25 protein-coding genes and 1 tRNA gene are annotated in these 24,883 nt (G+C 70.5%); 17 read left to right on the top strand and 9 right to left on the bottom strand.

What is annotated here, in order from left to right; all coding sequences use genetic code 11:
• The first annotated feature begins 222 nt into the window (after positions 1 to 222).
• From lanKC to MHO01S_RS12335, 3 genes are all read left to right on the top strand, one after another.
• Complete coding sequence (lanKC, locus tag MHO01S_RS12345) at positions 223 to 2,871, top strand: class III lanthionine synthetase LanKC (RefSeq protein ID WP_060959624.1); 2,649 nt, start codon at positions 223 to 225, stop codon at positions 2,869 to 2,871.
• A gap of 98 nt (positions 2,872 to 2,969) precedes the next feature.
• Positions 2,970 to 4,262, top strand: coding sequence for a sensor histidine kinase (locus tag MHO01S_RS12340; RefSeq protein WP_060959623.1), 1,293 nt, complete (start codon positions 2,970 to 2,972; stop codon positions 4,260 to 4,262).
• Complete coding sequence (locus MHO01S_RS12335; protein WP_060959622.1) at positions 4,259 to 4,939, top strand: response regulator transcription factor; 681 nt, start codon at positions 4,259 to 4,261, stop codon at positions 4,937 to 4,939. The genes MHO01S_RS12340 and MHO01S_RS12335 overlap by 4 nt, the downstream gene beginning before the upstream one ends.
• A 262-nt stretch (positions 4,940 to 5,201) precedes the next feature.
• On the opposite strand, the gene MHO01S_RS12330 is transcribed toward MHO01S_RS12335, so the two are convergent.
• The gene (locus tag MHO01S_RS12330; protein ID WP_060959621.1) at positions 5,202 to 6,386 is read right to left on the bottom strand and encodes an MFS transporter; all 1,185 of its coding nucleotides are present in this window, start codon (positions 6,384 to 6,386) and stop codon (positions 5,202 to 5,204) included.
• 60 nt (positions 6,387 to 6,446) lie between these two features.
• Here MHO01S_RS12330 and MHO01S_RS12325 point away from each other — a divergent pair, with 60 nt between their 5' ends.
• The 4 genes from MHO01S_RS12325 (at position 6,447) to MHO01S_RS12310 (ending at position 9,442) form a co-directional block, all read left to right on the top strand.
• Positions 6,447 to 7,130 (top strand): GntR family transcriptional regulator, encoded by a 684-nt coding sequence (locus tag MHO01S_RS12325; RefSeq protein WP_060959620.1) that lies wholly within the window; start codon positions 6,447 to 6,449, stop codon positions 7,128 to 7,130.
• A 123-nt stretch (positions 7,131 to 7,253) separates the two neighbouring features.
• Positions 7,254 to 8,210, top strand: coding sequence for an AraC family transcriptional regulator (locus MHO01S_RS12320; RefSeq protein ID WP_061782375.1), 957 nt, complete (start codon positions 7,254 to 7,256; stop codon positions 8,208 to 8,210).
• Positions 8,211 to 8,254: 44 nt separating this feature from the next.
• Positions 8,255 to 8,686, top strand: a complete 432-nt coding sequence (locus tag MHO01S_RS12315) for an SHOCT domain-containing protein (RefSeq protein ID WP_060959618.1) — start codon at positions 8,255 to 8,257, stop codon at positions 8,684 to 8,686.
• A gap of 84 nt (positions 8,687 to 8,770) precedes the next feature.
• Positions 8,771 to 9,442: a GntR family transcriptional regulator gene (locus MHO01S_RS12310; RefSeq protein WP_060959617.1), complete on the top strand. Its 672-nt coding sequence runs from the start codon at positions 8,771 to 8,773 to the stop codon at positions 9,440 to 9,442.
• 189 nt (positions 9,443 to 9,631) lie between these two features.
• Here the strand turns inward: MHO01S_RS12310 and MHO01S_RS12305 are convergent, their stop codons facing one another.
• Together MHO01S_RS12305 and MHO01S_RS12300 are read right to left on the bottom strand one after the other, a co-directional pair.
• Positions 9,632 to 10,150: a GNAT family N-acetyltransferase gene (locus tag MHO01S_RS12305; protein ID WP_231735088.1), complete on the bottom strand. Its 519-nt coding sequence runs from the start codon at positions 10,148 to 10,150 to the stop codon at positions 9,632 to 9,634.
• 253 nt (positions 10,151 to 10,403) lie between these two features.
• Positions 10,404 to 10,490 (bottom strand) — tRNA-Leu (locus tag MHO01S_RS12300).
• A gap of 245 nt (positions 10,491 to 10,735) precedes the next feature.
• Between MHO01S_RS12300 and MHO01S_RS12295 the strand changes: the two genes are divergently transcribed.
• The 7 genes from MHO01S_RS12295 (at position 10,736) to pknB (ending at position 19,612) form a co-directional block, all read left to right on the top strand.
• Positions 10,736 to 11,467, top strand: coding sequence for an FHA domain-containing protein (locus MHO01S_RS12295; RefSeq protein WP_060959616.1), 732 nt, complete (start codon positions 10,736 to 10,738; stop codon positions 11,465 to 11,467).
• A complete protein-coding gene (locus MHO01S_RS12290; protein ID WP_060959615.1) occupies positions 11,464 to 12,006 on the top strand; it encodes an FHA domain-containing protein FhaB/FipA in 543 nt (180 codons plus the stop codon). The genes MHO01S_RS12295 and MHO01S_RS12290 overlap by 4 nt, the downstream gene beginning before the upstream one ends.
• A gap of 10 nt (positions 12,007 to 12,016) precedes the next feature.
• On the top strand, positions 12,017 to 13,255 hold the full coding sequence (locus MHO01S_RS12285; protein WP_060959614.1) for a PP2C family protein-serine/threonine phosphatase: 1,239 nt from the start codon (positions 12,017 to 12,019) through the stop codon (positions 13,253 to 13,255).
• Entirely contained in the window at positions 13,252 to 14,643 is a 1,392-nt protein-coding gene (locus MHO01S_RS12280) for an FtsW/RodA/SpoVE family cell cycle protein (protein WP_060959613.1), read from the top strand. The genes MHO01S_RS12285 and MHO01S_RS12280 overlap by 4 nt, the downstream gene beginning before the upstream one ends.
• Positions 14,640 to 16,100, top strand: coding sequence for a peptidoglycan D,D-transpeptidase FtsI family protein (locus MHO01S_RS12275; RefSeq protein ID WP_060959612.1), 1,461 nt, complete (start codon positions 14,640 to 14,642; stop codon positions 16,098 to 16,100). Before MHO01S_RS12280 ends, MHO01S_RS12275 begins: the two co-directional genes overlap by 4 nt.
• Positions 16,097 to 17,821, top strand: coding sequence for a serine/threonine-protein kinase (locus tag MHO01S_RS12270; RefSeq protein WP_061782374.1), 1,725 nt, complete (start codon positions 16,097 to 16,099; stop codon positions 17,819 to 17,821). The genes MHO01S_RS12275 and MHO01S_RS12270 overlap by 4 nt, the downstream gene beginning before the upstream one ends.
• Before the next feature lie 87 nt (positions 17,822 to 17,908).
• Positions 17,909 to 19,612: a Stk1 family PASTA domain-containing Ser/Thr kinase gene (gene pknB, locus MHO01S_RS12265; RefSeq protein WP_060959610.1), complete on the top strand. Its 1,704-nt coding sequence runs from the start codon at positions 17,909 to 17,911 to the stop codon at positions 19,610 to 19,612.
• A 16-nt stretch (positions 19,613 to 19,628) separates the two neighbouring features.
• Here pknB and MHO01S_RS12260 read toward each other — a convergent pair whose 3' ends face one another.
• Genes MHO01S_RS12260 through MHO01S_RS12255 form a run of 3 tightly spaced genes read right to left on the bottom strand, consistent with a single transcriptional unit; the run spans position 19,629 to position 21,353 of the window.
• Positions 19,629 to 20,264, bottom strand: a complete 636-nt coding sequence (locus MHO01S_RS12260) for an anthranilate synthase component II (protein ID WP_060959609.1) — start codon at positions 20,262 to 20,264, stop codon at positions 19,629 to 19,631.
• On the bottom strand, positions 20,257 to 20,415 hold the full coding sequence (locus tag MHO01S_RS16905; protein ID WP_223848761.1) for a hypothetical protein: 159 nt from the start codon (positions 20,413 to 20,415) through the stop codon (positions 20,257 to 20,259). The genes MHO01S_RS12260 and MHO01S_RS16905 overlap by 8 nt, the downstream gene beginning before the upstream one ends.
• The gene (locus MHO01S_RS12255) at positions 20,415 to 21,353 is read right to left on the bottom strand and encodes a class E sortase (protein ID WP_371836326.1); all 939 of its coding nucleotides are present in this window, start codon (positions 21,351 to 21,353) and stop codon (positions 20,415 to 20,417) included. Before MHO01S_RS12255 ends, MHO01S_RS16905 begins: the two co-directional genes overlap by 1 nt.
• Positions 21,354 to 21,408: 55 nt before the next feature.
• Between MHO01S_RS12255 and MHO01S_RS12250 the strand changes: the two genes are divergently transcribed.
• The gene (locus MHO01S_RS12250) at positions 21,409 to 21,648 is read left to right on the top strand and encodes a cell division protein CrgA (RefSeq protein WP_060959608.1); all 240 of its coding nucleotides are present in this window, start codon (positions 21,409 to 21,411) and stop codon (positions 21,646 to 21,648) included.
• A 147-nt stretch (positions 21,649 to 21,795) separates the two neighbouring features.
• On the opposite strand, the gene MHO01S_RS12245 is transcribed toward MHO01S_RS12250, so the two are convergent.
• Together MHO01S_RS12245 and MHO01S_RS12240 are read right to left on the bottom strand one after the other, a co-directional pair.
• Positions 21,796 to 22,638 (bottom strand): rhomboid family intramembrane serine protease, encoded by an 843-nt coding sequence (locus tag MHO01S_RS12245; protein ID WP_060959607.1) that lies wholly within the window; start codon positions 22,636 to 22,638, stop codon positions 21,796 to 21,798.
• 19 nt (positions 22,639 to 22,657) lie between these two features.
• Entirely contained in the window at positions 22,658 to 23,215 is a 558-nt protein-coding gene (locus tag MHO01S_RS12240) for a peptidylprolyl isomerase (RefSeq protein ID WP_060959606.1), read from the bottom strand.
• Positions 23,216 to 23,306: 91 nt separating this feature from the next.
• Between MHO01S_RS12240 and MHO01S_RS12235 the strand changes: the two genes are divergently transcribed.
• Together MHO01S_RS12235 and MHO01S_RS12230 are read left to right on the top strand one after the other, a co-directional pair.
• The gene (locus tag MHO01S_RS12235; protein WP_060959605.1) at positions 23,307 to 23,876 is read left to right on the top strand and encodes a hypothetical protein; all 570 of its coding nucleotides are present in this window, start codon (positions 23,307 to 23,309) and stop codon (positions 23,874 to 23,876) included.
• 89 nt (positions 23,877 to 23,965) lie between these two features.
• The gene (locus tag MHO01S_RS12230; protein WP_060959604.1) at positions 23,966 to 24,448 is read left to right on the top strand and encodes an aminoacyl-tRNA deacylase; all 483 of its coding nucleotides are present in this window, start codon (positions 23,966 to 23,968) and stop codon (positions 24,446 to 24,448) included.
• Here the strand turns inward: MHO01S_RS12230 and MHO01S_RS12225 are convergent.
• Positions 24,432 to 24,869 carry an NUDIX hydrolase gene (locus MHO01S_RS12225; protein WP_060959603.1) on the bottom strand — a complete coding sequence of 146 codons (438 nt, stop codon included), beginning with the start codon at positions 24,867 to 24,869 and terminating at the stop codon, positions 24,432 to 24,434. The genes MHO01S_RS12230 and MHO01S_RS12225 overlap by 17 nt on opposite strands.
• Between the last annotated feature and the right edge of the window lie 14 nt (positions 24,870 to 24,883).

The raw sequence follows: 24,883 nt of genomic DNA, 5'->3' as shown, positions 1-24,883 counted from the left end.
TCGTGAGACGGCCTGTCGCATCATCCATTTGAATGAAAGACGCCCACGGGTCTCGGCGGCGGGATGCCGGGGCGCGCCGCCTCGGATCCGCATGATCACGCGGATCCGAGGCACCGGAAGGCCCTCAGAGGCACCGCCGCCGGCTGTCGACGTGGGCGGAAAGCGCCACGTACGGCGCGCACAATGTGCTCGCCGATACAGGACTTCGCCCGAGGAGACGCCGTGGACGCCGCACATGCTGCCTTCGCCCGCGCGGACGCGTTGTTCTACGACAAGCCCGGCCGACGCGACACGGACTCGTCGGCACGGTTCGAGGTGCCGGACTCCCGGGACTGGACCCTGTGGACCCGCGTCGACGACGACCACTGGACCCACTGGCTGCCGCGCACGGCGGGCCTTCCCGACCAGGGCTGGAAGATCCACGTCAGCGTCGTGCCCGCCACCGCCGCGGCGACCCTCGATGCGGTCGCGGCCTTCTGCCACCATCATCTCCTCGCCTTCAAGCACGTGCGCAGCCGCCTGCACCTCGGCTTCAGCCTCGCCAAGGACGCGGATCGCGGCGCGGCGGGAAAGTTCATCACCGTCTATCCGCCCGACGATCACCGCCTCCGCGTGGCGCTCGAGGGTCTCGATGCGCTCATCGGCGGATGCCCGGGGCCCTACATCCTCTCCGACGTGCGCTGGCGGCAGGGCCCGCTGTTCGTCCGCTACGGCGCGTTCCTCACCCAGACCGTCGTCCACGAGGGCCGCTCGGTGCCCGCGCTGCGCGATCTGCGCACCGGCGAGCTCGTGCCCGACGTGCGGGCGCCGTCCTTCCGCTGTCCCGACTGGGTGCGCCCGCCGGCGTTCCTGCAGGAGGAGATCGACGCCCTCGGCGACATGACGCCGCCGCCCGGGTTCCCGCGGATCACGGCCGCCCTGCACCACTCCAACGCGGGCGGCGTCTACGCCGCGATGATCGACGATCGGCCTGTCGTCCTGAAGGAGGCCCGGCCCCACAGCGGGTGGACCCCCGACGGCCGCGACGCGGTGGACCGCCTCGTCGACGAGGAGCGCACGCTCGCGCGCATCCCGGACTCGGTCTCTGCGCCGCGTTCCGTAGGGGTGCTCCGCGCGCACGGCCATCGTTTCCTCGCGCTCGAGCACGTCGCCGGGTCGTCGTTGATGGATGCCGTGGTGTTGCGCAACCCGCTGACGGATCGCACGAGCACCCCCGCGGACATCGCGTCGTATCGCGAGTGGGCGCTCGGCGTGGGCGCGGAGCTCCGGCGGCAGGTGCGCCGACTCCACGCCTCCGGGCTGACCCACGGCGACCTGCATCCGCGCAACGTGCTCGTCACCGACGACGGGGCCGTGTCTCTGCTCGACTTCGAGATGTCGCTTCCGGTGTCGGCACGCGCCGGTGCGCCGGTGGGCGCACCGGGTTTCGTCGCCCCCGGGTCGCCCTCGCCGCGGGCGCGGGACGAGTACGCGCTCGCGTGCGTCGAGCTGTTCATGTTCCTGCCCCTCACCGCGCTGCTGCCGTTGGACGCCGACAAGGCGCACCAGCTGCTGCGCACGGCGAGCGAGCACTTCGACCTCGACGATCGGTGGGTGGCCGACCGGGCCCGCGTGCTCGAGCGCGCGACGCATGGGCGCGGCCGGCGGCGCGCACGACCGGATGCGCCGCGGGCGACGATGGACGAGATCGCGCACACCCTCTCCCGTGACGGCGTCCCCGACCGCGACGACCGGCTGTGGCCCGGCGATCCCCGTCAGTTCGAGGAGCCACCGTATGCGCTCGGCTTCGGCGCCCTCGGGGTGGGGGCCGCGCTGGCCGCTGCCGGGGTTGCGCTCAGCGAGGCGCAGCGCGACTGGGTCCGCGACGCCCTCTCGGGCGATCTGTCGCGTGAGCCCATCGGACTGATGAACGGCCTGGCCGGTGCGGTGTGGGGATGCCGCGCCGTCGGCATGCCGGACGTCGCCGACCACCTCCTCGACGAGATCGTCCGCCGTGACTGGCGCGAGCTCGACGCGACGCTGTACTCCGGCATCCCGGGCGTCGCCCTGACCTTGCTCGCCGATGCCGACGAGCACCCGCGGTGGGGCGTCGCGGCGAGCGCGATGGGGCGGATGCTGCGCGATCGTCTCGACGCCGCCCCGCGTCGAGACCGCGTCGCGACGAGCCGCGGCGGACTGTTCGCGGGCGCGACCGGGACGGCGCTCCTCGGTCTCCGGCTGTACGAGACCTACGGAGACCGCGCCCACCTCGACCTCGCCGCGCGCGCTCTCGACGTCGACCTCGCCACCCTGACCGCGGCGCCGGACGGCGGGCTGCACGTGAATGAGGGCTGGCGGCTCATCCCCTATCTCGGCTACGGGTCCGCGGGCATCGGGCTGGTCCTCGCGCAGTTCCTCGACGTGACTCCGGGAACGGACCGGCACCATCGCGCCCTCGACGGCATCCTCGCCGCCGCGACGGGTCCGTTCAGCGTGCAGGCCGGCCTCCTCCACGGTCGCGCGGGGCTCATCCACGTGCTCGCGGAGGCGGAGCGGCTCGGTTTCGGGTCGGTCGACGCCCGCCGGGCGCGCGAGCGGCACGTGGCCGCCCTCGACCTGCACACCGTGCGCGGAGCCGGCGCGGGCGAGGTGCGCTTCGCGGGTGACGGTCTGATGCGGGCATCGTGCGATCTCGCGTCCGGAGCCGCGGGCGTCCTCGTCGCGCTCACGAGTCACACCGCGGCCGGAGAAGGTGTGGGGACACTCCCGGGGGCCCTCGGATTCCTCGGGCCGTTCGGATCACGCGCACGGCGTGATCCCCGACGAGGGAAGGGAGGTGAGAGGGATGGGGTTCCTTCTCTCCCTGCAGGCGCTGGAGGGCGAACACGGTGACGGTCATGGTGCCGTCGGCGTCAGTCACGTCAGCAGTGCGTGCAACAGCAGCTTCTCCAGCGTCTGCTGAGCACAGAGCGCTCCCGTACTGTCGTGACATGACGAGTCACGATCCCGCCGGGGCGTCGGCGCTGCTGACGCCCCGGCGATACGACATCCTCGGCTCCCGTCGCACCGCGGTGCTCTTCTCGGTCACGGTGTTCGTCACGACGCTCATCCAGGTGCTCTCCAACCCGGTCTCGCTCCTGATGGAGGGCTACATGTCCTGGGAGCTGCCGCTTCCGGAGTGGGCGGTGATGACGGTCATCGTCGCCGGATGCGCCGTGCAGTCGGTGGCCCTCGTGTGGGCCGAGCGGATGCCGCACCAGGCGGTGCTGATCACGGTGGCCACCTACCTGCTGATCGCCGTCGGGCTGCAGATCCCGTCGTGGCTGTCGGCCATGTACCTCGTGATCTCGGCCGCCCTCTTCCTGCTGGCCACCCGACTCAGCGCCCTCGCCACCGTGCTGTGGACATCGGGAGTGATCGCCGCGGTCGTGATCGCCCTCTTCCTCGCACTGCTCAGTTGGGGACGCAGCGTCGGCGAGGCGCAGGCGTACGTGCTGCGCGAGTCGGCGGGATTCACGATGCCGGCGATCGCCGTCGCGGCGCTGGGCCTGTGGTGGGGGACGCAGGCGCGACGCGTGGAGCGCGCGAGCGAGGAGGCCGCCCTGGCGAAGCAGGAGCACGATCGGCGTATCGAAGAGGCGCAGCGCGCGGAGCGGGCACGCATCGCGCAGGAGCTGCACGACGTCGCCGGCCAGCACCTCGCCGGCCTCATCACGCTCGCCGAGGCGGCGGCGACCCTCGTCGACACCCAGCCCCAGCGGGCGATGGAGCTGGTGGCGTCGGTGAAGAACGAAGGCAGGTTCGCGGCCGCGAGCGTCACCGGCGCGCTCTCCGATCTGCGGGCGACCGGCGCCGAGCCGCCGTCGAAGACCGCCGACCTGCGGCGCGCGTGGGAGCTCGCCGAGTACTGGGACCGAATCGGGATGTCGGTCGAGGTGGACGTCGTCGGTTCCCTCGACGACCTTCCGGTCGTCGTCTCCAGCACCGCGTACCGCGCGCTCCAGGAGGCGCTGACGAACGTCGCGAAGCACGCCGCGGGTGCGCCCGTGCGGGTCCGGATCCGCGTCGACGCCTTCCTCGACATGGTCATCGAGAACGACGCGGACGGCGGACGGGTCAAGCCGGCCTCCGACGTCGGCCTCGGATGGGGGTTGGCGTCGATGCACGAGAGGACGCTCCTGCTGCGCGGCACCCTCACGGCGGGCCCCGTCGCCGGAGGCGGGTGGCGTGTGCACCTGCGGGTGCCGCTGAACGAGGAGGCGCTCGTGAGGGATCGACGATGACGGCGGCCCCCGCCCGCATCCGCGTGCTCATCGCCGACGACAATCGAGCGGTGCGACTGGGCATGCGGCTGCAGCTCGACAGCGTCCCTGACATCCTCGTCGTCGGGGAAGCGGCCAACGGCGCCGACGCGCTCACCGCCGCGCGCACCGAGCGGCCGGACGTGGTCCTGATGGACCTGCAGATGCCGGGCGTCGACGGCATCGAGGCGACCCGTCAGCTCACCGCACCGGATGCCGAGCACCCGGCGGCCGTCGTGGTGATGACGAGCTTCGCCGTCGACGGATACGTGCGCGACGCGCTGGATGCCGGCGCGGCGGGCTACCTGCTCAAGACGCACGACTCGCACTACCTCGTCGACGCGATCCGCGCGGCGGCGCGTGGGGAGGCCGTGGTCTCGCCCCGGATGATGGCCCCCGTCCTCAAGGAGTTCGTGCGCCGCGGGCGTCCCGTGTCGGGCGACGCGCTCCCCTCGTCACTGTCGCCCGCCGAGCGCCGTGTGGTCTCGATCCTCGCGAGCGGGGTGACGAGCAACGAGGACATCGCGGCGCATCTGAAGGTCTCGGCGCACACGGTGCGGTCGCAGTTGCAATCCGCCATGCGCAAGACCGGCGTCGCCGACCGCACGCAGCTCGCGCTGTGGGCGGTGCGCCGCGGCCTGGAGCGGGACGAGGCGTAGGTCGCCGGCGCGCGCGGTCGCGTCGATGAGAAGAGACCCGAGGAAAGAACGGGGAAGGGAACCGGGAAGGGCGGAGGCTCTCATGGTTCCCCCCTTCCCGGCCGGGCCCTTCGACCCCTCACCGGACGTGCCGGTGCTGCGCCGCCCCCGCGGCGCCGTCTGCGAGTGGCGAGGCCCCTGACGGTGACTCTCGCTTCCGAGAACATGATACCAATTTGTATTGGTATCATCAAGAGTGCGGTTCCGGCGCTCCGACGCTTCCTCACCCGACGTCACGTCGAGGGATCGCGACGAACGCCATGAGCGGCGCGGAGCCGGCGATCGCGAACGCAGCGGGGTAGCCCACGAGGGCGATCAGCGCCCCCACGGCCGGTGCGACGGCGGATGCGGCGAGGAACTGACCGGTGTTCTGAACGCCCAGAGCCCGCCCCGACCACGAGGGCCCGGCGGCTTCGGCGACGGACGTGTACGCGAGCCCGTTGTCGGCGACCGCGATCGTGGAGGCGACGACGTAGAGTGCAGCGGCGAGCGCGTCGGCGTGCACCCACCCGGCGAGAGCGAGCAACGCCATCGCGACGACGCCCGCGACGGCCACGCCGCGCAGCAGCCCCACCCGGGTGCCCAGACGGTCGCTGAGGTGCCCGACGCCGATGCGGCCGACCGCACCGACGAACTGCGCCCCCGCGACCACGGCCCCCGCCGCGACCGCCTCCCAGCCGAGTCCCGATATGAGCCAGACGAGACCGAACGTGCTCAGCGCGAACTGCGGGACGACGAGCAGGGCCGACGCGAGGTGGATGCGAAGGAGGAAGCCGTCGCGGCGGTACGGATTCGCGGCGGCATCCCGCGCCGGACCGGGAGCCGGCCGGGGAGGGTTGCGGATGCCCCACGCGCACAGGGCGGCGAGCGCGAGGGCCACGAGCCCCGCGACGGCGAAGGGAGCGGTGAGGCCACGGCTCTCGGCGAGCGGCGGCACGACGAGCGCCGCGGCCGCGACGCCGAGCGGCTGCGACATCTGCCGGATGCCCATCGCCAGCCCTCGGCGATGCTTCGGGAACCACCCGATCACCACCCGCCCGCTGGCGGCGTTGGTGCTCGCCGACGCGGCGCCGCCGAGGACCAGGAGGATGCCGAGGGTCGCGTATCCCTGGGCGAACACGCACGCCAGGGCGAAGACTCCCGTGAGCGCGAGTCCGCCCGCGATCACCCCGCGCTCTCCGCGGCGGTCGGCGAGCAGCCCCCACAGCACCAGGGTGCACACCATCCCGAACGTCGGTGCGGCCGCCAGCAGGCCCGCCTGGGCCAGCGACATCCCGCCCACGGAGTGGAGCTGGGGGATCAGGTACGCGGGCGCCGAGACCAGGAGCGTTCCCGCCGCCTGCGCCGCGACCCCGAGAGCCAGCATCACCCACGCCCGGCGTGGCACCGGCGCAATCGTCTCCGTCATCGCATCCTCACATGATGTACCGTATTGGTATACCAGTTTGGCGCACCAAGAGGGGGTCCGATGACCACGGCATCCGAGAACGGGACCTACGAGAACCTGCGCACCGCGATCCTCTCCCTCGACCTGCTGCCCGGCGAGCGCCTCAGCGAGCGCGGCCTCGAGTCGCTCCTCGGTGCCTCGCGCACGCCGATCCGGGCAGCCCTGATGCGGCTCGAGAACGAGGGGCTGACGCGGCGCGACGGGCGCTCCTGGCAGGTCGCGCCGATCGATCTGACCGAGATCCGCGCCGTCATGGAGTACCGCGAGGCCGTCGAGGTGGCGGTCGTCGCACACGCCGTGGACCGGGCGGACGCGACCGACATCGCGGCCCTGGAGGCGATGGCCCGCGACGGCCGCGGCCACGACGACGCCGACGCGGTGCTCCGCGACGGGGGCGACTTCCATCTGGCGCTCGCCCGCCTGTCGCGAAACCCCTTCCTGGTCGAGGCGATGGGCAACGCGCTCACCCGGCTCGTGCGCACGCGGTGGCTCGAGGTGCGCACTCCCGAGTCGCGCGCGCAGGCCGGCGACGAGCACCTCGCGATCGTCGCCGCCGTCGCCGCACGTGACACCGACGGCGCACGCCGCCTCGTGATCGCGCACAGCCGCGGCACGCGCGATCGACTGCTGGAGGCGCTCGCGCAGGAGCGTCAGCGGATGCGGGGACGCGGCCTCTCGATCATCGAGTCGGCGAGCGCGGCCTGACCCGGAGACCCGCACCCCCGGGGCCCGCGTGGCGCGATTCACCGCCTCCCGTGGCGCGCGTTGTCGAGAGCTCCGGCGGCGCCTCATACTTTGCGTATGGGTGGCCGTGGGGGAGCCGAGGTCGTGGAGCATTTCTTCACGCCGCGCCGCCCGGTGTCGGCACGACTGCAGGGTGTCGCGGCCATTGAGGCGATGGACTGGCACTCCCGGATCGTCGCCGATCCGGAGACGTTCTCGATCGCGCTCGATCTGGTCGTCTTCGACTCGCTGGCACTCATCCGGACGACGCTCTCCCCCGCACGGATCGAGCGCACCCCGGCCCACGTGCAGGCGCTCCGGATCGGAACGACCGTGTACCTGCCGATCGGCGGTCGACTGCTGTTCCGGCAGGGCGACACCCGCGTGTCGGCCGTCCCCGGCTCCGCCGTCGCCGTCACGGGCGACCTCCCCTTCGAGATGACCGTCGAGGAGACCGCGCAGGTCATCGTCGTCGTCCTGCGCCGCGGTGTCCTCTACGGCCAGGGGCTGCCCGCCACGCCGACCGGCATCCGCGCCCTCCGGGCGACGTCCTTCCTCGCCGCGGTGTGCACGTTCCTGCGCGCGTTGACCGCGGAGCTTCCCAGCCCGCTCACCCAGGTCGGCGTCTCGTCGCAGCAGGCCGTCCTCCATCTGATCGCGGGAGTTCTGGCCGACGATCTCGACGACGGCGCCCGGCCTCGGCGTCAGGACGCGCAGCTCGCTCACGCGTTGAGCTTCATCACGGCGAATGCCGCCGACTCGGAGCTGAACACCCTCGACGTCGCGACGGCGGCGGGCCTCTCCGTCCGTCATCTGCAACGGATTCTGGCCGCCGCCGGCACCTCCGTGGCCGCCGAGCTGCGACGGGCGCGTCTGGAGCGCGCGTGCGCGACCCTCACCGATCCGGCCCGTCGGCTCTTGAGCGTCGAGGATGTCGCGCGCGTCAGCGGCTTCGGCAATCTCGAGCGCATGCGACGCGCTTTCGTCCACGGGCTCGGCGTCACCCCCGCCGCGTACCGCTCAGCCGGCGCTCCCCGGCTGCCCACAGGCCTCGCGCGCTGACAGCGCGTCAGGAAACATCCCGTCCCTCACATCGAAAGACTCCCATGCGACTTCTCGAGACCGCGACCCCCATCTCCTACCCCTACCAGGGCTTCTGGGGCTCGTTCGGAGATCTGATCTGGTGGTTCCTCACCCTCTTCCTGATCTTCACCTACCTGTTCGTCCTCTTCGCGATCATCAGCGACCTGTTCCGCGACAACACCCTGAAGGGCGGGTGGAAGGCCGTGTGGATCGTCTTCCTGCTGTTCTTCCCGATCGTGACGGCGCTCGTGTACCTCGTCGCGCGCGGTCGCAGCATGGGCCAGCGCAACCAGGCGCAGGCCGCGCAGATTCGGGAGGCCCAGTCCGACTACGTGCGGTCGCTGGTCGAGCCGAGCACCCCGGCCGATCAGATCGCGAAGGCGAAGGCCCTGCTGGATGCCGGGACGATCACGCCTGCGGAGTTCGACGCCCTCAAGGCCAAAGCCCTCTCCTGACACGCGACCGGTGCGGACCCCGACCCCTCGGGGTCCGCACCGGCGCTTTCGCCCACCGTCGCCGAGTCGTACCATTCCACAGACATGAGTGCCGAGCTTTCTCCCATCGAACTCACCAGCGGGATGATCCTGAGCGACGAGATCTACGCCCGCATCGGTGCGGCGATCGCCGACGGCACGTTCCCTCCGGGCCACCGGCTCCGCGACGTCGAGCTCGCGCGGCAGCTCGGCGTGTCCCGGACGCCCGTGCGTGAGGCGCTGCAGCGACTGGAGCGCTTCGGGCTCGTCGAGATCGCCGTCGGCCGCTACACCCGGGTCACCGCTCCCGACGATGCGCTCCGCCGCGACACCGGCGAGTTCGCCGCGTACTTCCTGGGCAACGCAGTGAACCTGGCCGTCTCCCGGTGCTCGGACGAGGACCTCGCCGACATCGTCGGCACCGTCGACGCCGCCCTCGCGGGCATCGACGCGGGCGAGCCGGCAGCGGTCTTCGCCGCGGCATCCGCTTTGGGGCTCCTCGCCACGCGGGCGACCGGCAACGGGGTCTTCCTCACGATCATCCGCGAGACTTCGATCGTGGTGCAACGCAACCTCCGGGGGTGGTCGGGCGTCGTCGCCAGACCGGCACCGCGCCGCGAGAACTGGCAGCGGCTGCGCGACCGCATCGCCGCGCGCGACGCGGTCGGCGCGGAACAGGCCATCCGGACGCTCTACGGCGTGACGCCCGGCGCCGCGCCGGCGTCACCGCCGGCATGAGAAAGGGCTCCCCGACCGTTCGGTGGTGTCGGTGTCGAGAAGAGCGATGTGCTTCTTCGCGGAGCTGACGCGCGATCGTGGAGAGCGGGCCTCGTCGATGACCCGATTGCGCATCGATTGGACGATGTAGCCGACGACCCCGCCCGCGGACCGAGCCCCCGATGCTGCCGATCGAGGACGGAGCGGCGATCAAAGATCCCGTACGCGCCAAACCACGTCACGTGCCGAGTCGGCGCCGCTTCGCTCGATCCGTTCGACGAAGAACCCTTCGCGTTCGTAGAAAGCTCCGGCACGTTCGTTCCCGGCGAAGTGCTCGACGCACAGCCGAGCACCGTTGGACGGAAGGCGTTGAATGACAGCCTCGATGAGGGCGGGGCCGAGTCCACGACCGCGGTAGACAGGAGCGATGTAGAGCTTGTACAGCACGTGATCGGAAGCGTCGCGCCCCCGCTGTGCGACACCGACAATGCCACCCACAGCCTCTGCGACGACCATCAGCCCACCGGTCACGGCCAAGTGAATCTGCGACTCGCTCCACCAGTTCAACACCTGCAGGTCCGCGGCTTCGACTCCTATCAGGGGCGCGTAGTGCTGCCTGATATACGCGTCACCGAACGCGCATATGGACGTCACGTCCGCCGCCTCAGCATCTCGAATAGCCCACTCAGCGACCGACGAGATCACGTACTCGTCGTGCGATCCGATCACCGAATCAGTCTCGCAGAAGGCACGACAGGGGCGGCACGCCCTCGTGCGCCTGGTGCTGTATCCGCCGCCGACGTGACGAGACGGCCCTACAAGCCGGACAAGACCCTCACAGCCGAGGCGAACGCCGGAGAGGCCCGGAGAAGGCCCCCGAACAGCAGAAAAGGCCACCCCGGAGGGTGACCTTTTCCATCGAACCGTAGGAGACCAGTTCATCACCATCGGCAAAGCCGGGGTGATTTCCGTCGTCTTCCTGTGGTGCGCGAGGGGGGAGTTGAACCCCCACGCCCTTTCGGGCACTGGCACCTGAAGCCAGCGCGTCTGCCTATTCCGCCACTCGCGCGAGCCGCGACATCCGAAGATCTCACGGACTCAACTTCCCGAGGATATCACGAGACGGGAGGCGTTTCGACTCGGCGCTGCGCGCCTCGCTCAACGCGCGGGGGGCGCACGGGGCACGCGGGCGGGGCCCCCGGGCGTTGAGCGAGCGCAGCGAGTCGAAACGCGACGCCCGACATCGCACGTTCCGCGTGCGCTCAGCCTGTGCAACTAGCATGTACGCACCGGTCGGCGATCCTGAGGAGCCCTGTGGGACTACTGGACAGCTTCGAGAAGGGACTCGAGCGCGCAGTGAACAGCGCGTTCGCGAAGTCCTTCCGTAGCGGCATTCAGCCCGTCGAGATCGCGGCCGCCCTGCGCAGCGAGCTCGATGCGAAGGCTGCCGTCGTCAGCCGCGACCGCATCCTGGCCCCCAACACGTTCGAGGTGCGCATGTCGCCGGCGGATGCTGAGCGCATGCTGTCCCTGGGCAGCGCGCTCGACTCCGAGCTGCACACGCTCGTCGATGCGCACGCGAAGGCGCAGGGCTTCACGTTCGCGGGACCCGTGACCATCTCGCTCACCGCAGATCCGACGCTGTCGACGGGGACGCTGCGCGTGGCATCCCAGACGGCCGCCGGCCAGGTCGCGTGGCGCGGCGTCGTGGAGATCGCCGGAGCGCAGCACCCCCTCGCGAAGGGGCGCACCGTCATCGGGCGCGGCAGCGACGCCGACATCACCATCCCGGATGCCGGCACCAGCCGCCGCCACGTCGAGATCCTCTGGGACGGCGAGCGCGCGATGGTCCGCGACATGGGCTCCACCAACGGCACGCAGCTGAACGGCACCAAGATCGCGGAGGCTCCGCTGCCGCCCGACTCGGTGATCACGATCGGACGCACCGACATCGTCTTCCGCGTCGTCGCACAGGCGACGCCTCCCCGCCCCACCACCTCTGCCGCCGACGCGACCCGCGCCTTTGGATTCGGAGGATCCGCGTGAGCGAGTTGACCCTCCTGCTGCTGCAGATCGGATTCCTGATCCTGCTGTGGTTCTTCGTGTTCGCCGTCGTCTACTCCTTGCGCGCCGACCTCTTCGGCGTGAAGGTTCGAAAGCTCCCCGAGCCGGCGGCCGCGGGGCTCGCCCCGGCGGCGGCATCCGCTCCCGCGCAGGCCGCCACGGCGCCCATCGCCCCCGCCACCCCCGCGGCGGCGCCCACACCGAGCGGGCCGCAGAAGGCGACCCGCGACGCCGTGTCGCGCATCGTCATCACGAGCGGACCGAAGGCCGGCCTCGAACTCCCCCTCGGCTCCGAGGCCCTCACGATCGGCCGCTCCAGCGAGTCCGGGCTCGTCATCCGCGACGATTACACGTCCAGCCATCACGCCCGCCTGCTGCTGTGGGGCGACCAGTGGATGATCCAGGACCTCGACTCCACCAACGGCACCTGGCACGACGGCGCACGCGTGAGCACCCCGGTGCCCGTGCGCGTGGGCGCACCGATCAAGGTCGGCGCGACGACGTTCGAGCTGAGGAAGTAGCCCGCGGCTCATGGTGTTCGAGGGATCGAGCGTCGCCATCTCCCATACGGGGAAGGTGCGCTCCAACAATCAGGACTCGGGCTACGCCGGCTCGAACCTCTTCGTCGTCGCCGACGGCATGGGCGGCCACGCCGGCGGGGATGTCGCCTCGAGCATCGCCGTCCACCGTCTGAAGGAGCTCGACCACCCGTACGGGTCCACCGGTGAGGCCGAACAGGCCCTTCAGGAGGCGATCTCCTCCACGGCGGCCGTGCTCATCGACACCGTCGCGCGCCGACCCGAGCTCGCCGGCATGGGGACGACCGTCAGCGGCCTCATCATGGTCGACGACTACGCCGTCATCGCCCACATCGGCGACTCCCGCATCTACCTGTACCGCGACGACGCGCTCACCCAGATCACGACGGACCACACCTTCGTGCAGCGCCTGGTGGACTCGGGTCGCATCACCCCCGAGGAAGCGCGCTACCACCCCCGCCGGTCGGTCCTCATGCGCGTGCTCGGCGACATGGACCCCGACCCCGAGGTCGACACCTTCATCATGCCGACGCAGCCCGGCGACCGCTGGCTGCTGTGCTCCGACGGTCTGTCCGGGGTCGTCGACGACGCCCACACGAGCAAGGTCCTGGGCCACCACTACCCTCCCGGGCGCACGGCCGACCTCCTGCTCAAGCAGGCCCTCGACGGCGGGGCTCCCGACAACGTCACGGTCGTCATCGTGGACGTGGGCGGCAGCCACCCCATGTTCAGCGGGACCGCCACCATCGTCGGCTCGGCATCCAACCCGCAGGGCGTCGAGGTTCCGGCCGCCCGACCCGGTCGCACCAGCTGGCTGCACTCGGCGCGGCAGGCCGCGAACGAGCCGACGCACTTCGAGCCCGCCGCCGAGTTCCTCGAGGAGCTCATCGAGGAGGATCGGCGCCGCGCCCGCCGTCGACGCGTGTGGTGGGTGGTCGGGCTGCTGACGATCCTCCTCGCGCTCGCGGCGGCGGCGCTGGGCGCCTACAGCTGGACCCAGACGCGGTACTTCGTGGGCGCCGACACCGACACCGTCGTCATCTTCCGCGGCATCCAGCAGGATCTCGGTCCGCTCTCGCTCTCCTCGGTCTACGAGGACACCGGCATCATGCTGAAGGACCTGCCGTTCTACCAGCGGCTCGCGGTCACCTCGACCATCTCCGCGCGGTCGCTGTCCGACGCGGAGCAGATCGTCGACACGCTGCGCACCACCGTGGAGGATGAACGATGAGCGCGTCGACCGACACCGTCCAGACCGATACGACGGTCGTCAAGGCGTTGCGGAGACTCCGCGTGCCGCAGACGCAGCGCAATCGCGAGCTGGGCCTGCTGCTGTTCGCGTTCGCGATCAACGGCGCCGCCATCGCACTCGTGCAGCTGGGCGCGCTCGGCCACATCGACTGGACGTTCCTCTACTACTGCGGCGCACTGACGGTCCTCGTCCTGGGGCTGCACATCGTGCTGCGCTTCAAAGCGTCGCAGGCCGATCCCTTCGTCGTCCCGATCGCGACCGTGCTGTCGGGACTCGGGCTCGCCATGATCTACCGCATCGACATCGAGGATCAGAGCACCGGCTGGGACGCCCTGTCCACGCGCCAGCTCGTCTGGCTCGCGATCGCCACGGCGGCAGCCGTCGCGATCGTCGTCTTCCTCAAGAACTACCGGGTGCTGTTCCGCTACACGTACGTGTTCGGTTTCGCCGGCATCCTCCTCCTCGTGCTGCCGTTCATCCCGGGCCTCGGCACCGACGCCAACGCCGACGTCTGGATCTCGATCGGCGGCATCTTCTCGTTCCAGCCGGGCGAGCTCGCCAAGATCGCGCTCGCGATCTTCTTCGCCGGCTACCTGGTGCGCACCCGCGAGGCGCTGAGCTCGGTCGGCACCCGCTTCCTCGGGATGACCTGGCCACGCGCCCGCGAGCTCGGTCCGCTGCTGCTGATCTGGCTCGCCTCGATGGCGATCATCGTCTTCCAACGCGACCTCGGCACCGGTCTGCTGATGTTCGGCATGTTCATCGCCATGATCTACGTGGCGACCGGCAAGACCAGCTGGGCGGTGCTCGGCGTGCTCCTCGCCGTCGGCGGGGCGATCATCGCCTCGCAGGTGCTGACGTACGTCGGCTGGCGCTTCCAGAACTGGCTCGACGCCTTCAACCCCGCCGTCATCGATCGCGACGGCGGCAGCTACCAGCTGGTCAGCGGCATCTTCGGCCTCTCCGAGGGCGGGCTGCTCGGGACGGGACTCGGTCGCGGACGCCCCGGCCTGACGCCGCTGTCGCAGAGCGACTACATCTTCCCCAGCCTCGGCGAGGAGCTGGGCCTGATCGGCGTCTTCGCGATCCTCTGCCTGTACATGGTCTTCGCGAGCCGCGGCATCCGCATCGGCATCGCCGGACAGGACGACTTCGGCAAGCTCCTCGCGACGGGCCTGTCGTTCACGATCGCCCTGCAGGTGTTCATCATGGTCGGCGGCGTCACCCGCCTGATCCCGCTGACGGGTCTGACGACCCCGTTCCTCGCGGCCGGCGGCTCCTCGCTGGTGGCCAACTGGATCATCGTCGCGCTGCTGTTGCGGATCTCGGATGCCGTGCGCTCCCGACCCCGGGTGGTGATCGGATGACCCGCGAACTGCGACGGTTGTCGTTCATCATGCTGGCGATGTTCATCGCCCTGTTCGGCGCGACCAGCTGGATCCAGGTCGTGCAGGCCGGCGACCTCGGCGAGAACCCGCGCAACAAGCGCGCCCTGTACGACGCCTTCGAGGTGCAGCGCGGATCGATCATCGCGGGCGACACCGTGATCGCCGACTCCGTGCCCAGCGACGACGTGTACGCGTGGCAGCGCCAGTACGTCGATCCGCAGATGTGGGCGCCGGTCACCGGCTACATGAACCCGCTGCTGAACTCCCTGACGGGTCTCGAGCAGTCCATGAACAAGGAGCTGTCCGGCACCGCGAGCTCGCAGTTCCTGTCCCGCGTCGAGCGGGTGATCACGGGTCAGCCGGCCCGCGGGTCCAACGTGCTGCTGACCCTCGACCCGACCATCCAGAAGGCCGCCTTCGACGCCCTCGGCAGCTACCAGGGCGCCGTCGTGGCGATGGACCCCACGACCGGACGCATCCTGGCGATGGTGACCAGCCCGAGCTACGACACCAACGCGATGGCGGTGCACAACGCCAAGCAGGTCAACACGACGTACGACGAGCTGCTCAGCGCGGCGGTCAACCCGCTGGAGAACCGCACGATCGGCACCCTCAACCCGCCCGGCTCGACGTTCAAGCTCGTCGTCGTGTCGGCTGCCCTGTCGTCCGGAAAGTTCACGCCGGACTCGACCTTCCCGAACCCGGCGACCTACACACTGCCCGGCACCTCGACCTCCATCCGCAACTTCGACGGCAACACGTGCGGACCGGGCGACCAGGTCACCATCGCCACCGCGCTGCGGCTGAGCTGCAACATCCCGATGGCCCAGCTCGCCGTCGCCCTCGGCCAGGACGCGCTGCGCGCCGAGGCGGAGAAGTTCGGGTTCAACGGCGCCGATCTCGACATCCCCCTCGCGGTCACGGGATCGGTCTACCCGACCTCGAAGCTCAGCGATGCGCAGGTCGCGCTCAGCGGTTTCGGCCAGGGCGACGTCACGGCGACGCCGCTGCAGATGGCGATGGTCGCGGCCGGTATCGCCAACGACGGGGTCGTGATGAAGCCCCGCATGGTCGACCGCGTCGTGGCCCCGGATCTGACGGTGCAGGAGAGCTTCGCCGACACCGAGCTGGGCCGCGCGCTCAGCACGACGGATGCGGCGACGATGACCTCGCTGATGATCTCGAATGTCCGTGACGGCGCTGCCAGCGGTGCAACAATAGACGGGGTCGATGTGGCCGGGAAGACCGGGACGGCAGAGCACGGGGCTTCGGATCCGTACACGCTCTGGTTCACGGGCTTCGCCCCGGCGCAGGATCCGAAGGTGGTCGTCGCCGTCATGGTGGAGAACGGCGGAGGTCTCGGGCAGTCCGGCACGAGCAACGGGATCGCGGCTCCAATCGCGAAGAAAGTCATGGAGGCGGTGCTGAGCAGATGAGACCGACACAGGGTGTGAGCTTCGGTGGACGCTACGAGCTGGACTCGCGGATCGCGATCGGCGGCATGGGCGAGGTCTGGGAGGCCACCGACCACGTGATCGGACGCACCGTCGCGATCAAGATCCTCAAAGACGAGTACATGGGCGACCCGGGCTTCCTGGAGCGTTTCCGTGCCGAGGCCCGCCACGCGGCGCTCGTCAACCACGAGGGCATCGCCAGCGTCTTCGACTACGGCGAGGAGAACGGCTCGGCCTTCCTCGTGATGGAGCTCGTGCCCGGCGAGGCGCTGTCGACGATCCTGGAGCGCGAAGGGTCGCTGTCGACCGACAAGACGCTCGACATCGTCGCGCAGACCGCCGCCGCCCTGCAGGCCGCCCACGCGGCCGGCCTCGTCCACCGCGACATCAAGCCCGGCAACCTCCTGATCACGCCCGACGGGCGCGTGAAGATCACCGACTTCGGCATCGCGCGCATCGCGGACCAGGTGCCTCTGACGGCGACCGGACAGGTGATGGGCACGGTCCAGTACCTGTCGCCCGAGCAGGCGTCGGGTCACCCGGCATCCCCGGCGACGGACATCTACTCGCTGGGCATCGTCGCCTACGAGTGCCTGGCGGGCAAGCGCCCCTTCACCGGTGAGTCGCAGGTCGCCATCGCGATGGCGCAGATCAACGACGCTCCGCCTCCGCTGCCGGCCACCATCGCCGAGCCGGTGCGCAACTTCGTCATGAGCATGATCGCCAAGAAGCCCGAAGACCGGCCGGCCACCGCGTCGGCGGTCGCCCGGGCCGCCACGGCGCTGCGTCGCGGCGACGTCGCCGGGGCGGTGGCGATCGTCCCCGCGATCGCGGGAGCGATGGCGCTCGACGACGTCACCAAGCTGCTCACTCCGGGGATGGCGACCCAGGAGGCGACCCGCATCCTGCCGACCGCCGCCGCGCTGGGTTCGGCGGCGGACGCGGGAGCGCCCGCCGAGGAGCCGAAGAAGAAGCGCAGCCCGTGGACGTGGCCGCTCGTCGCGCTCATCGCGCTGCTGCTGATCGTCCTCGGCGGCACGCTGTTCGCACTGTTCGCCAACCAGGGCGGGCAGCCGACGCCGACGCCGACGACCACGTCGACGACGGCCTCCCGCACACCCACGACTCCCACGCCGACGCCCAGCAAGACGACGGTGTCGATCGACAGCCTCGGACTGATCGGAAAGACGTGTGACGAGGCGCAGTCCATCGCCACCGCGAACGACGTCCAGATCACGTGCGAACGCGGCTCCGCCGCTCCGACCGACGCCGAGGTCGGCAAGATCTACCAGACCAACCCGACGCGCGGCGAAGTCCCCACCGGCAGCATCATCACGGTGACCTTCTACGACGAGATGTCGCCGATCGGCACGCCCACGGCGCCGACCGTGACGAACGATCCCAAGGGGTCGCAGACGTTCACGGTGACGTGGGAGGCCTTCAGCTGCCCGGCCGGATCGTCGGTCACGGCGTACAACTTCACGGTGATCAACGGCACCTTCAACGCCAACGACAGCACGACCTACCAGTCGCCGACCGCACCGCGCAGCTTGCAGGTGACCGCCGACAAGGACGTGCAGCCGGGATCACTCATTCTGGTGAAATACACCGCTCAGTGCGGCGACCGCGAGAGCGGCTCCTCGCAGGAGGGCCAGGCGCAGATCCCCACGGCGAGCACGTCGACGGGAACTCCGGCGCCCTGAGCGGCGAGCCTCCTGGGACGGGGGCGCCCCAGGAGGCGTTCAGCAGGGTTCGATTAGGCTGGCGGTGAGTCAGCCCAGGGGAGAGAAGTGTCGGGAGAGCAGCGTGTGCTGTCCGAGCGGTACCGCGTCGATGAGCTCATCGGCCGCGGTGGGATGGCGAGCGTCTACCGTGGACAGGATCTGACCCTCGGCCGCCAGGTCGCGATCAAGGTCCTCAAGCGCGAGCTCGCCGACGACAACGCCTTCCGCACCCGTTTCCGTCTCGAGGCGCAGTCCGCCTCGAGGATGTCGCACCCGGCGATCGTCCGCGTCTACGACGCCGGAGAGGACACCGAGACCGACCCCGACGGCACGGCGCACCAGGTTCCGTACATCGTCATGGAGCTCGTCGAGGGCACCCTGCTGAAAGACCTGGTCACCGACGGCGGTGTCGCGGTCCCCGATGCCATCCGCTACGTGGACGGCATCCTGGAGGCCCTGGAGTACTCGCACCGCGCGGGCGTCGTGCACCGCGACATCAAGCCGGGCAACGTCATGATCACCGCGGCCGGCCAGGTCAAGGTGATGGACTTCGGCATCGCCCGCGCCGTGTCCGACTCCTCCTCGACGGTCGCCGAGACGACCGCGATCATCGGGACCGCCGCCTACCTCTCGCCGGAGCAGGCGAAGGGCGAGCCGGTCGATGCCCGGGCCGACCTCTACTCGGCCGGCATCGTCCTGTACGAGCTCCTCACCGGCCGTCAGCCGTTCCGCGGCGAGTCGCCGGTCGCCGTGGCGTACCAGCATGTCAGCGAGACCCCGCTGGCTCCGTCGGAGCTCGTCGACGCGATCCCCCGCTCCGTGGACGCCGTGGCCCTGCGTGCTCTCGCCAAGGATCCGTTCCAGCGCTACCAGGACGCGGCCTCCTTCCGACAGGCGCTCGACGCGACCCTCGAGGGGCGCGCACCCACGAAGAAGCAGGTGGGGGCGCTCACCAGCGAGCTCTACGGCGCCAACCCGCGGCAGGCGGCCGAGACCGCGCGGTCGCTCCGGCAGCTGACCGCGGACACGACGATGAGACGCACGCAGGCCGGCCCGCCCGCGGCCTGGATCTGGGCGGGCGTCGCCGTGCTGGCGGTCGTCCTGATCTCCGTGCTGATCTGGGTGATGACGAGTCGCCCGGGCACGCCCGTGCCCCAGAACTCCCGCATCGTCGAGGACGTCACCGACATGTCGTGGGACCGCGCGAGCGAGACGCTCACGGCCCAGGATCTGCAGCCGCGGCGCGTCGACCAGAGCAGCGACCAGATCACGGAAGGCAACGTCATCCGCACCGATCCGGGCGCGGGCACCACGGTCGCACCGGGTCAGTCGATCACCGTCTACGTGTCGACGGGCCAGCAGACCAGCGCCGTGCCCGCGCTCACGGGTCTGTCGTCCACGCAAGCCGAGGCCGCTCTGAAGACGGCGGGCCTGCAGCTGGGCGCGGTCACGACCCGCAGCGACCCCGATCTGGCGCAGGGCATCGTGATGTCGGCCGACCAGACCGAGGGAGCGCAGGTGCCCGTCGGCACGCGCGTCAACCTCACGGTGGCCAGCGGCAAGGTCGCGCTGGTGAACCTGGTCGGCTACACGGTGGAGGCCGCGACGCGCGAACTCGAGTCGGACGGCCTGAAGCTCACGCCGACCGTCGTCGAGGATCCGTCGTGCCCCGCCAACCCCGGCACGCCGATCGTCGCCGGACAGTCGTTGCCGCCGGGAGACGTCCCCATCCACTCCACGGTGGAACTGCGGGTCTGCTCCGGCACCTGACCGGCCGCGCGCGGGCTCAGCCCCGAAGCGGGTGCAGTCGCGCACCGCGCGCCGCCGCACCGGGCACGCCCACCCGTTCGAGCCAGTTTCCGAGCAGCAGGTAGCCGCCCTCGGTGAGCACCGCCTCCGGGTGGAACTGCACCCCCCACAGCGGCAGGTGGCGGTGGGCGAGTCCCATCACCACCCCCGACGCCGTCTCGGCCGTGACGTCGAGTTCCTCCGGGAGCGTGTCCCGCCTCACAGCGAGCGAGTGGTACCGGGTCGCCGTGAACGGTGACGGCAGTCCCGTGAAGGGGACGTCCCCGCGATGCCGCACGTGCGAGGTGGTGCCGTGGCGCAGTTCGGGCGCCTCCGCCACGGTCGCCCCGAAGGCGACCGCGAGGGCTTGGTGCCCCAGGCAGACACCGAGCAGAGGGATGCCGGCGGCAGCGGCGGCGCGGACGACGGCGACCGACGACCCCGCGTCCTCGGGACGTCCCGGACCGGGGGAGACCAGCACGCCGGTGAACGCTCCGATCGTGCGGACCAGGTCGGCGACGGCATCCGCTTCGACCATCTCGGTGTCGGCGCCGAGCTCGTGCAGGTAGCCCACGAGCGTGTGCACGAAGCTGTCGTGATTGTCCACGACCAGCACGCGCGCGCGATCAGCCACCGACAGTGGCCTCCTGCGGGTTGATGAACTGACCGACCCAGGGGAACACGTACCAGAACAGGCCGTAGAGCACGGCGGCCAGCAGGACGAGGAGGATGAGCACCCGCACCCAGGCCGGGCCGGGCAGGACGCGCCACAGAGCGGCATACATCAGGCGGTCACTCCCTGAGTCAGTGAGGCGGGGGCACCCGCGGCGGTCGGGGTGAAGCTCTCGAACACCGCGTAGGCGATGATGCGCTCGAGCATGTTGAGCTTGGGGGCGCAGCTGGTCAGCGTGAGGTAGCGGCCGTTCGCCGCCAGACCGACCTGCTGCGGCACGGGGAGGAGGACCTCGACCTGGGTGTCCTGCACGTACTCCAGCGTGCGGAAGCGGTAGGTGTACCAGCCGTCGGGCGTCTGGATCACGATCGCGTCGCCGATGACGAGCTTGTCGATCGGGTCGAACGGGGCGCCGGAGGTCCAGCGGTGCGCGGCGTAGACGGTGTTGCCCACCTCGCCCGGCATGGCGGTGTCGGTGTAGTGACCGATCTCGCCCGCGTCGAGGATGTCGCGACGACCCGTTCCGGCGGCGACCGTGAACTGCCAGTTCGGACCGAAACGAGGGATGAACATCACGCCGAACTGCTGGCCGTAGTCCTGCTGGGCCAGGACGGGCACGACCGGATCACCCGTCTCGGTCGGAGATGCGCTCGGTGTCGCGCTGGGCGAGCCGGATGCCGTCGGGTCGTCGCTCGGCTGCTGCAGCCAGCTCTGCGACAGCGCGCTGGCCTCGTTGTGCTTCTGCGAGCCGATGATCAGGTCGCCGATCCACATCTGCCAGGCGACGTACAGGAGGGCGACGACACCCGCCGTGATCAGCAACTCGCCGAGCACGCCCAGGAAGGACGCGCGCCGTCGCGGACGCGCGGGGGTCACGACGGGGGTCGCGGGAGCCTCCGCGGCCGGTGCGGCGGAGGTGGCGGCATCCGCGGACGAGGGGGTCGACGGACCGCCCGCACCGTCCTGTGCGGCGAGTCGGCGCGCGCGACGCGACGTGTGCTCACCCGGGCCGGCGACCCGGGGCCCGTCGTCGCCCATACCCTCGTTCACGGTGTGATTCTCGCACAGCATGGCTGAGGGAGACCTGCCAGGTAGAATCTTCGCCATGGCACGTTCAGGCAAGGAAGACGAGCAGCTCGCGGAGTACGGCGAGGGCGAGTCCGCACCCAACCCGGTGTGGTTCAAGCCCATCATGCTCGGGCTCATGATCCTCGGTCTGCTGTGGGTGATCGTGTTCTACCTGAGCAACCAGGCGCTGCCGATCCCGGGCATCGCCGGCTGGAACCTGGTGATCGGCTTCGGCATCGCCTTCATCGGGTTCCTCATGACGACGCGCTGGCGCTGACCCCCGCACGACCCGTCGTCCGCGCTGTCCACAGGCGCATCCCCCTGTGAATTACACCGGTGTGATTCATCCCCATATGTGGATGAAGCTGTGGATAACTCTCTCCCGCGGCACCCGCGGACCCCGCCTCCCGCGAGGCGGACGGCGTCAGGCGTACACGAAGAGCGGCACCGCCAGCAGCGCGACGAGCCCGACGGCGACGGCGATCAACAGCCAGGTCTGCAGCGCGCGCTGACGGATCTTGCGGGTGCGCGCGAAGATCACGCCGATCAGCGCCCCCACCAGACCGCCGCCGATGTGCGCCTGCCAGGCGATGTTCGAGCCCGGCAGGAACGTGATCACCAGGTTGATCCCCAGCAGCACCGCGATCGCCGTCACGTTCGCGCCGAGGTGTCGGCCGATGATGAACATCGCACCCAGCAGACCCCAGACCGCGCCCGAGGCGCCGACGACCACCGTCGCCGGCGCGAGCAGTGCCGTGAGCACCGACCCGCCGACCGCACTCAGGACGTACAGCGTGAGGAACCGCCACCGCCCGAGCAGCGGTTCGAGGCTGCGCCCCAGCGCCCACAGCGCGAGCATGTTGAACGCGATGTGCCAGATGCTCGCGTGCACGAGCGTCACGGTCACGAGCCGCCACGGCTCGGTGTAGGCCAGGGGGGCGTAGAACGCGAGCGCATTGCGCACGGTCGCGCCGACCCCGCCGGGGATCAGGCCGATGAGGTAGAGGGCGCTCGTGACGATCAGGAGCGCGTACGTGACGACCGGCTTGCCGTCGAGTCCGGCCACGCGGCGCCGCGGCATCCGCGTGACGTTCGCCGCCTTGCGCTGGTCGGCCAGGCACTCCGGGCAGATGACTCCCACGGGCAGCGGCGTCTGGCACTCGGGGCAGATCGTCCGCAGGCAGCGCTGACAGAGCACGAAGCTCTGGCGATCCGGATGCCGGTAGCAGAAGTTGTCCGGGTTGGTCCGGAGCTCGGAGTCGGTCACGCCGGCCGGTTCCGCGCGATCAGGCCGCGACGACGTCGATGGAGCTGATGACGACGGGCTCGATCGGGCGGTCGCCCGCGGCGGTCGGGACGGCCGAGATCGCGTCGACGACGGCGCGCGACGCATCGTCGGCGACCTCGCCGAAGATCGTGTGCTTGCCGTTGAGCCACGGCGTCGGGTCGGTGGTGATGAAGAACTGCGAGCCGTTCGTGCCCTCGGCCTTACCCGTGATCGCGTTGCGACGCAGACCCGCGTTGGCCATGGCCAGCAGGTAGGGCGCGCCGAAGGTGAGCTCGGGGTGGATCTCGTCGTTGAAGTTGTAGCCCGGCCCGCCGACGCCCTGGCCGAGCGGGTCGCCGCCCTGGATCATGAAGTTCGGGATGATGCGGTGGAAGATGACGTCCTTGTACAGCGGGCCCTCACCCGGCTTGCCGGTCGCCGGGTGCGTCCACGCCTGCGAGCCGTCGGCGAGACCGGTGAAGTTCTGCACGGTGCGGGGTGCGTGGTCTCCGAAGAGGTTGACGACGATGTCGCCGTGGTTGGTGTGGATGGTCGCGACGGCGGTGTGGATCGGCATGCCTAGCATTCTCTCACCTGTCAACCCCTCGCAAGGCCCGGGAGGTCTGGCAAGATGGGATGAAACCCAGCCGGAACCCAGGGAGGGCACCGTGAGCCTCAGCCGCAAGCGCAAGAAGGAACTCCGCAAGCTCCAGCACCAGGCGAACACGCTGTGGGAGTCGCAGCAGGTCCTGATCGGACAGGCCGGCGAGGTCGCCCGCGAGGCGGGACGCCAGCTCGGCAACTACAACCGCGAGCAGGTCGTGCCGACCGTGCAGCACACGTATGAGAAGTACGCCGCCCCGTACGTCGAGCAGGGCGTCGCGACCTCCAAGAAGGTCTACAACGACAAGGTCGTCCCGACCGCCGGTGCCCTGATCGGCTCGGCGCTGTCGGTGTGGGATGCCGCGAGCGAGAAGCGTCACGACCTCGCAGCCGGCCGCGGTTTCGGCTCGATCGACCTGGCGGCCATCCAGAAGAAGGCCGACAAGTACGGCAAGAAGGCGACCAAGCAGCTCAGCGTCGCGGCACCCAAGAAGCGCATCGGCGCCGGCGGTGTCATCGCGATCCTGCTCGGCGTCGCGGCGGCCGCGGGCGTCGTCTACGCCGCCTGGCAGACCCTGCGCGCCGACGACGAGCTGTGGGTGGCGGACGACCCGCTGCGCGCACCGGATGCCTGAGCAGTCCCGGTCGTCGAGCTCCCGCAGCCCCCGGTCGTCGAGCGAGCGCAGCCCCCGGTCGTTGAGCGAGCGCAGCGAGTCGAAACGCCATGACTGATCCGCTCGCGCGCGTGCGCACCGCCGCCGCAGCGCGCGGTCTCGACATCGAGCTGCGCGAGCGACCCCCGGCATCCAGTCTCGACGAGGCCGCGCGGTTGCTGGGTCTCCAGCCGGCCGACATCGTGAAGACCCTCGTGGTGAAGAAGTCGGACGACACCTACCTGTTCGCGCTGATCCCCGGAGACCTGGCGATCTCGTGGCCGAAGCTGCGCGCTCTCGTCGGCGTGAACAAGCTGCGCCTGCCGGAGCCCGAGCTCGCCCTGCAGGCGACCGGGTACGAGCGGGGGACGATCGTCCCCATCGGCAGCACGACCGACTGGCCGGTGTACGCGGACGCGTCGATCGCCGGGCGCCGCATCGCGATGGGCGCCGGCGCGCACGGGTACAGCCTCTTCGTGGACGCCGACGAACTGATCGCCGCCTACGACGCCACGGTCGCCGACATCTCGCAGCCGGTCAGCCCGACGCGCTGACGGCGAGGCCGGCCATGCCGAGCGCCACGTCGACCAGCTTCACCCGTTGCGGCGGAAGGGCGCTGAGCGGAAACCACTCGGCGCGGTCGGTCGACCCGTTCTGCTCGTGCCGCAACCGGCCGCCGGTCACCTCGGCTCGGTATACGATCCGCAGGGTGTGGAGCGGTTCCGTGTCCTCCGCATACACGCGTCTGCTCGCGGGGATCACGCGGGAATGGATGCCGAGGAGCTCGCCCACCCGCACGCGGAAGCCGGTCTCCTCCCAGACTTCACGACGGGCCGCGTCGACGGGGTCCTCACCGGGCTCGAGGCCACCGCCGGGCATGGTCCACGCGCCGCGGCGCCCCTGATGCCAGTGGGCGAGCAGCACGCGATCGTCCGCGTCGACGACGACGGCGTACGCCGCAACCCGCAGGTCCATCCCGTGAGCCTAGC

Origin of the sequence: Microbacterium hominis NBRC 15708 (assembly GCF_001592125.1) — a bacterium.
GTDB classification, from domain to species: domain Bacteria; phylum Actinomycetota; class Actinomycetes; order Actinomycetales; family Microbacteriaceae; genus Microbacterium; species Microbacterium hominis.
This window is presented reverse-complemented; position numbering and strand designations above follow the sequence as displayed.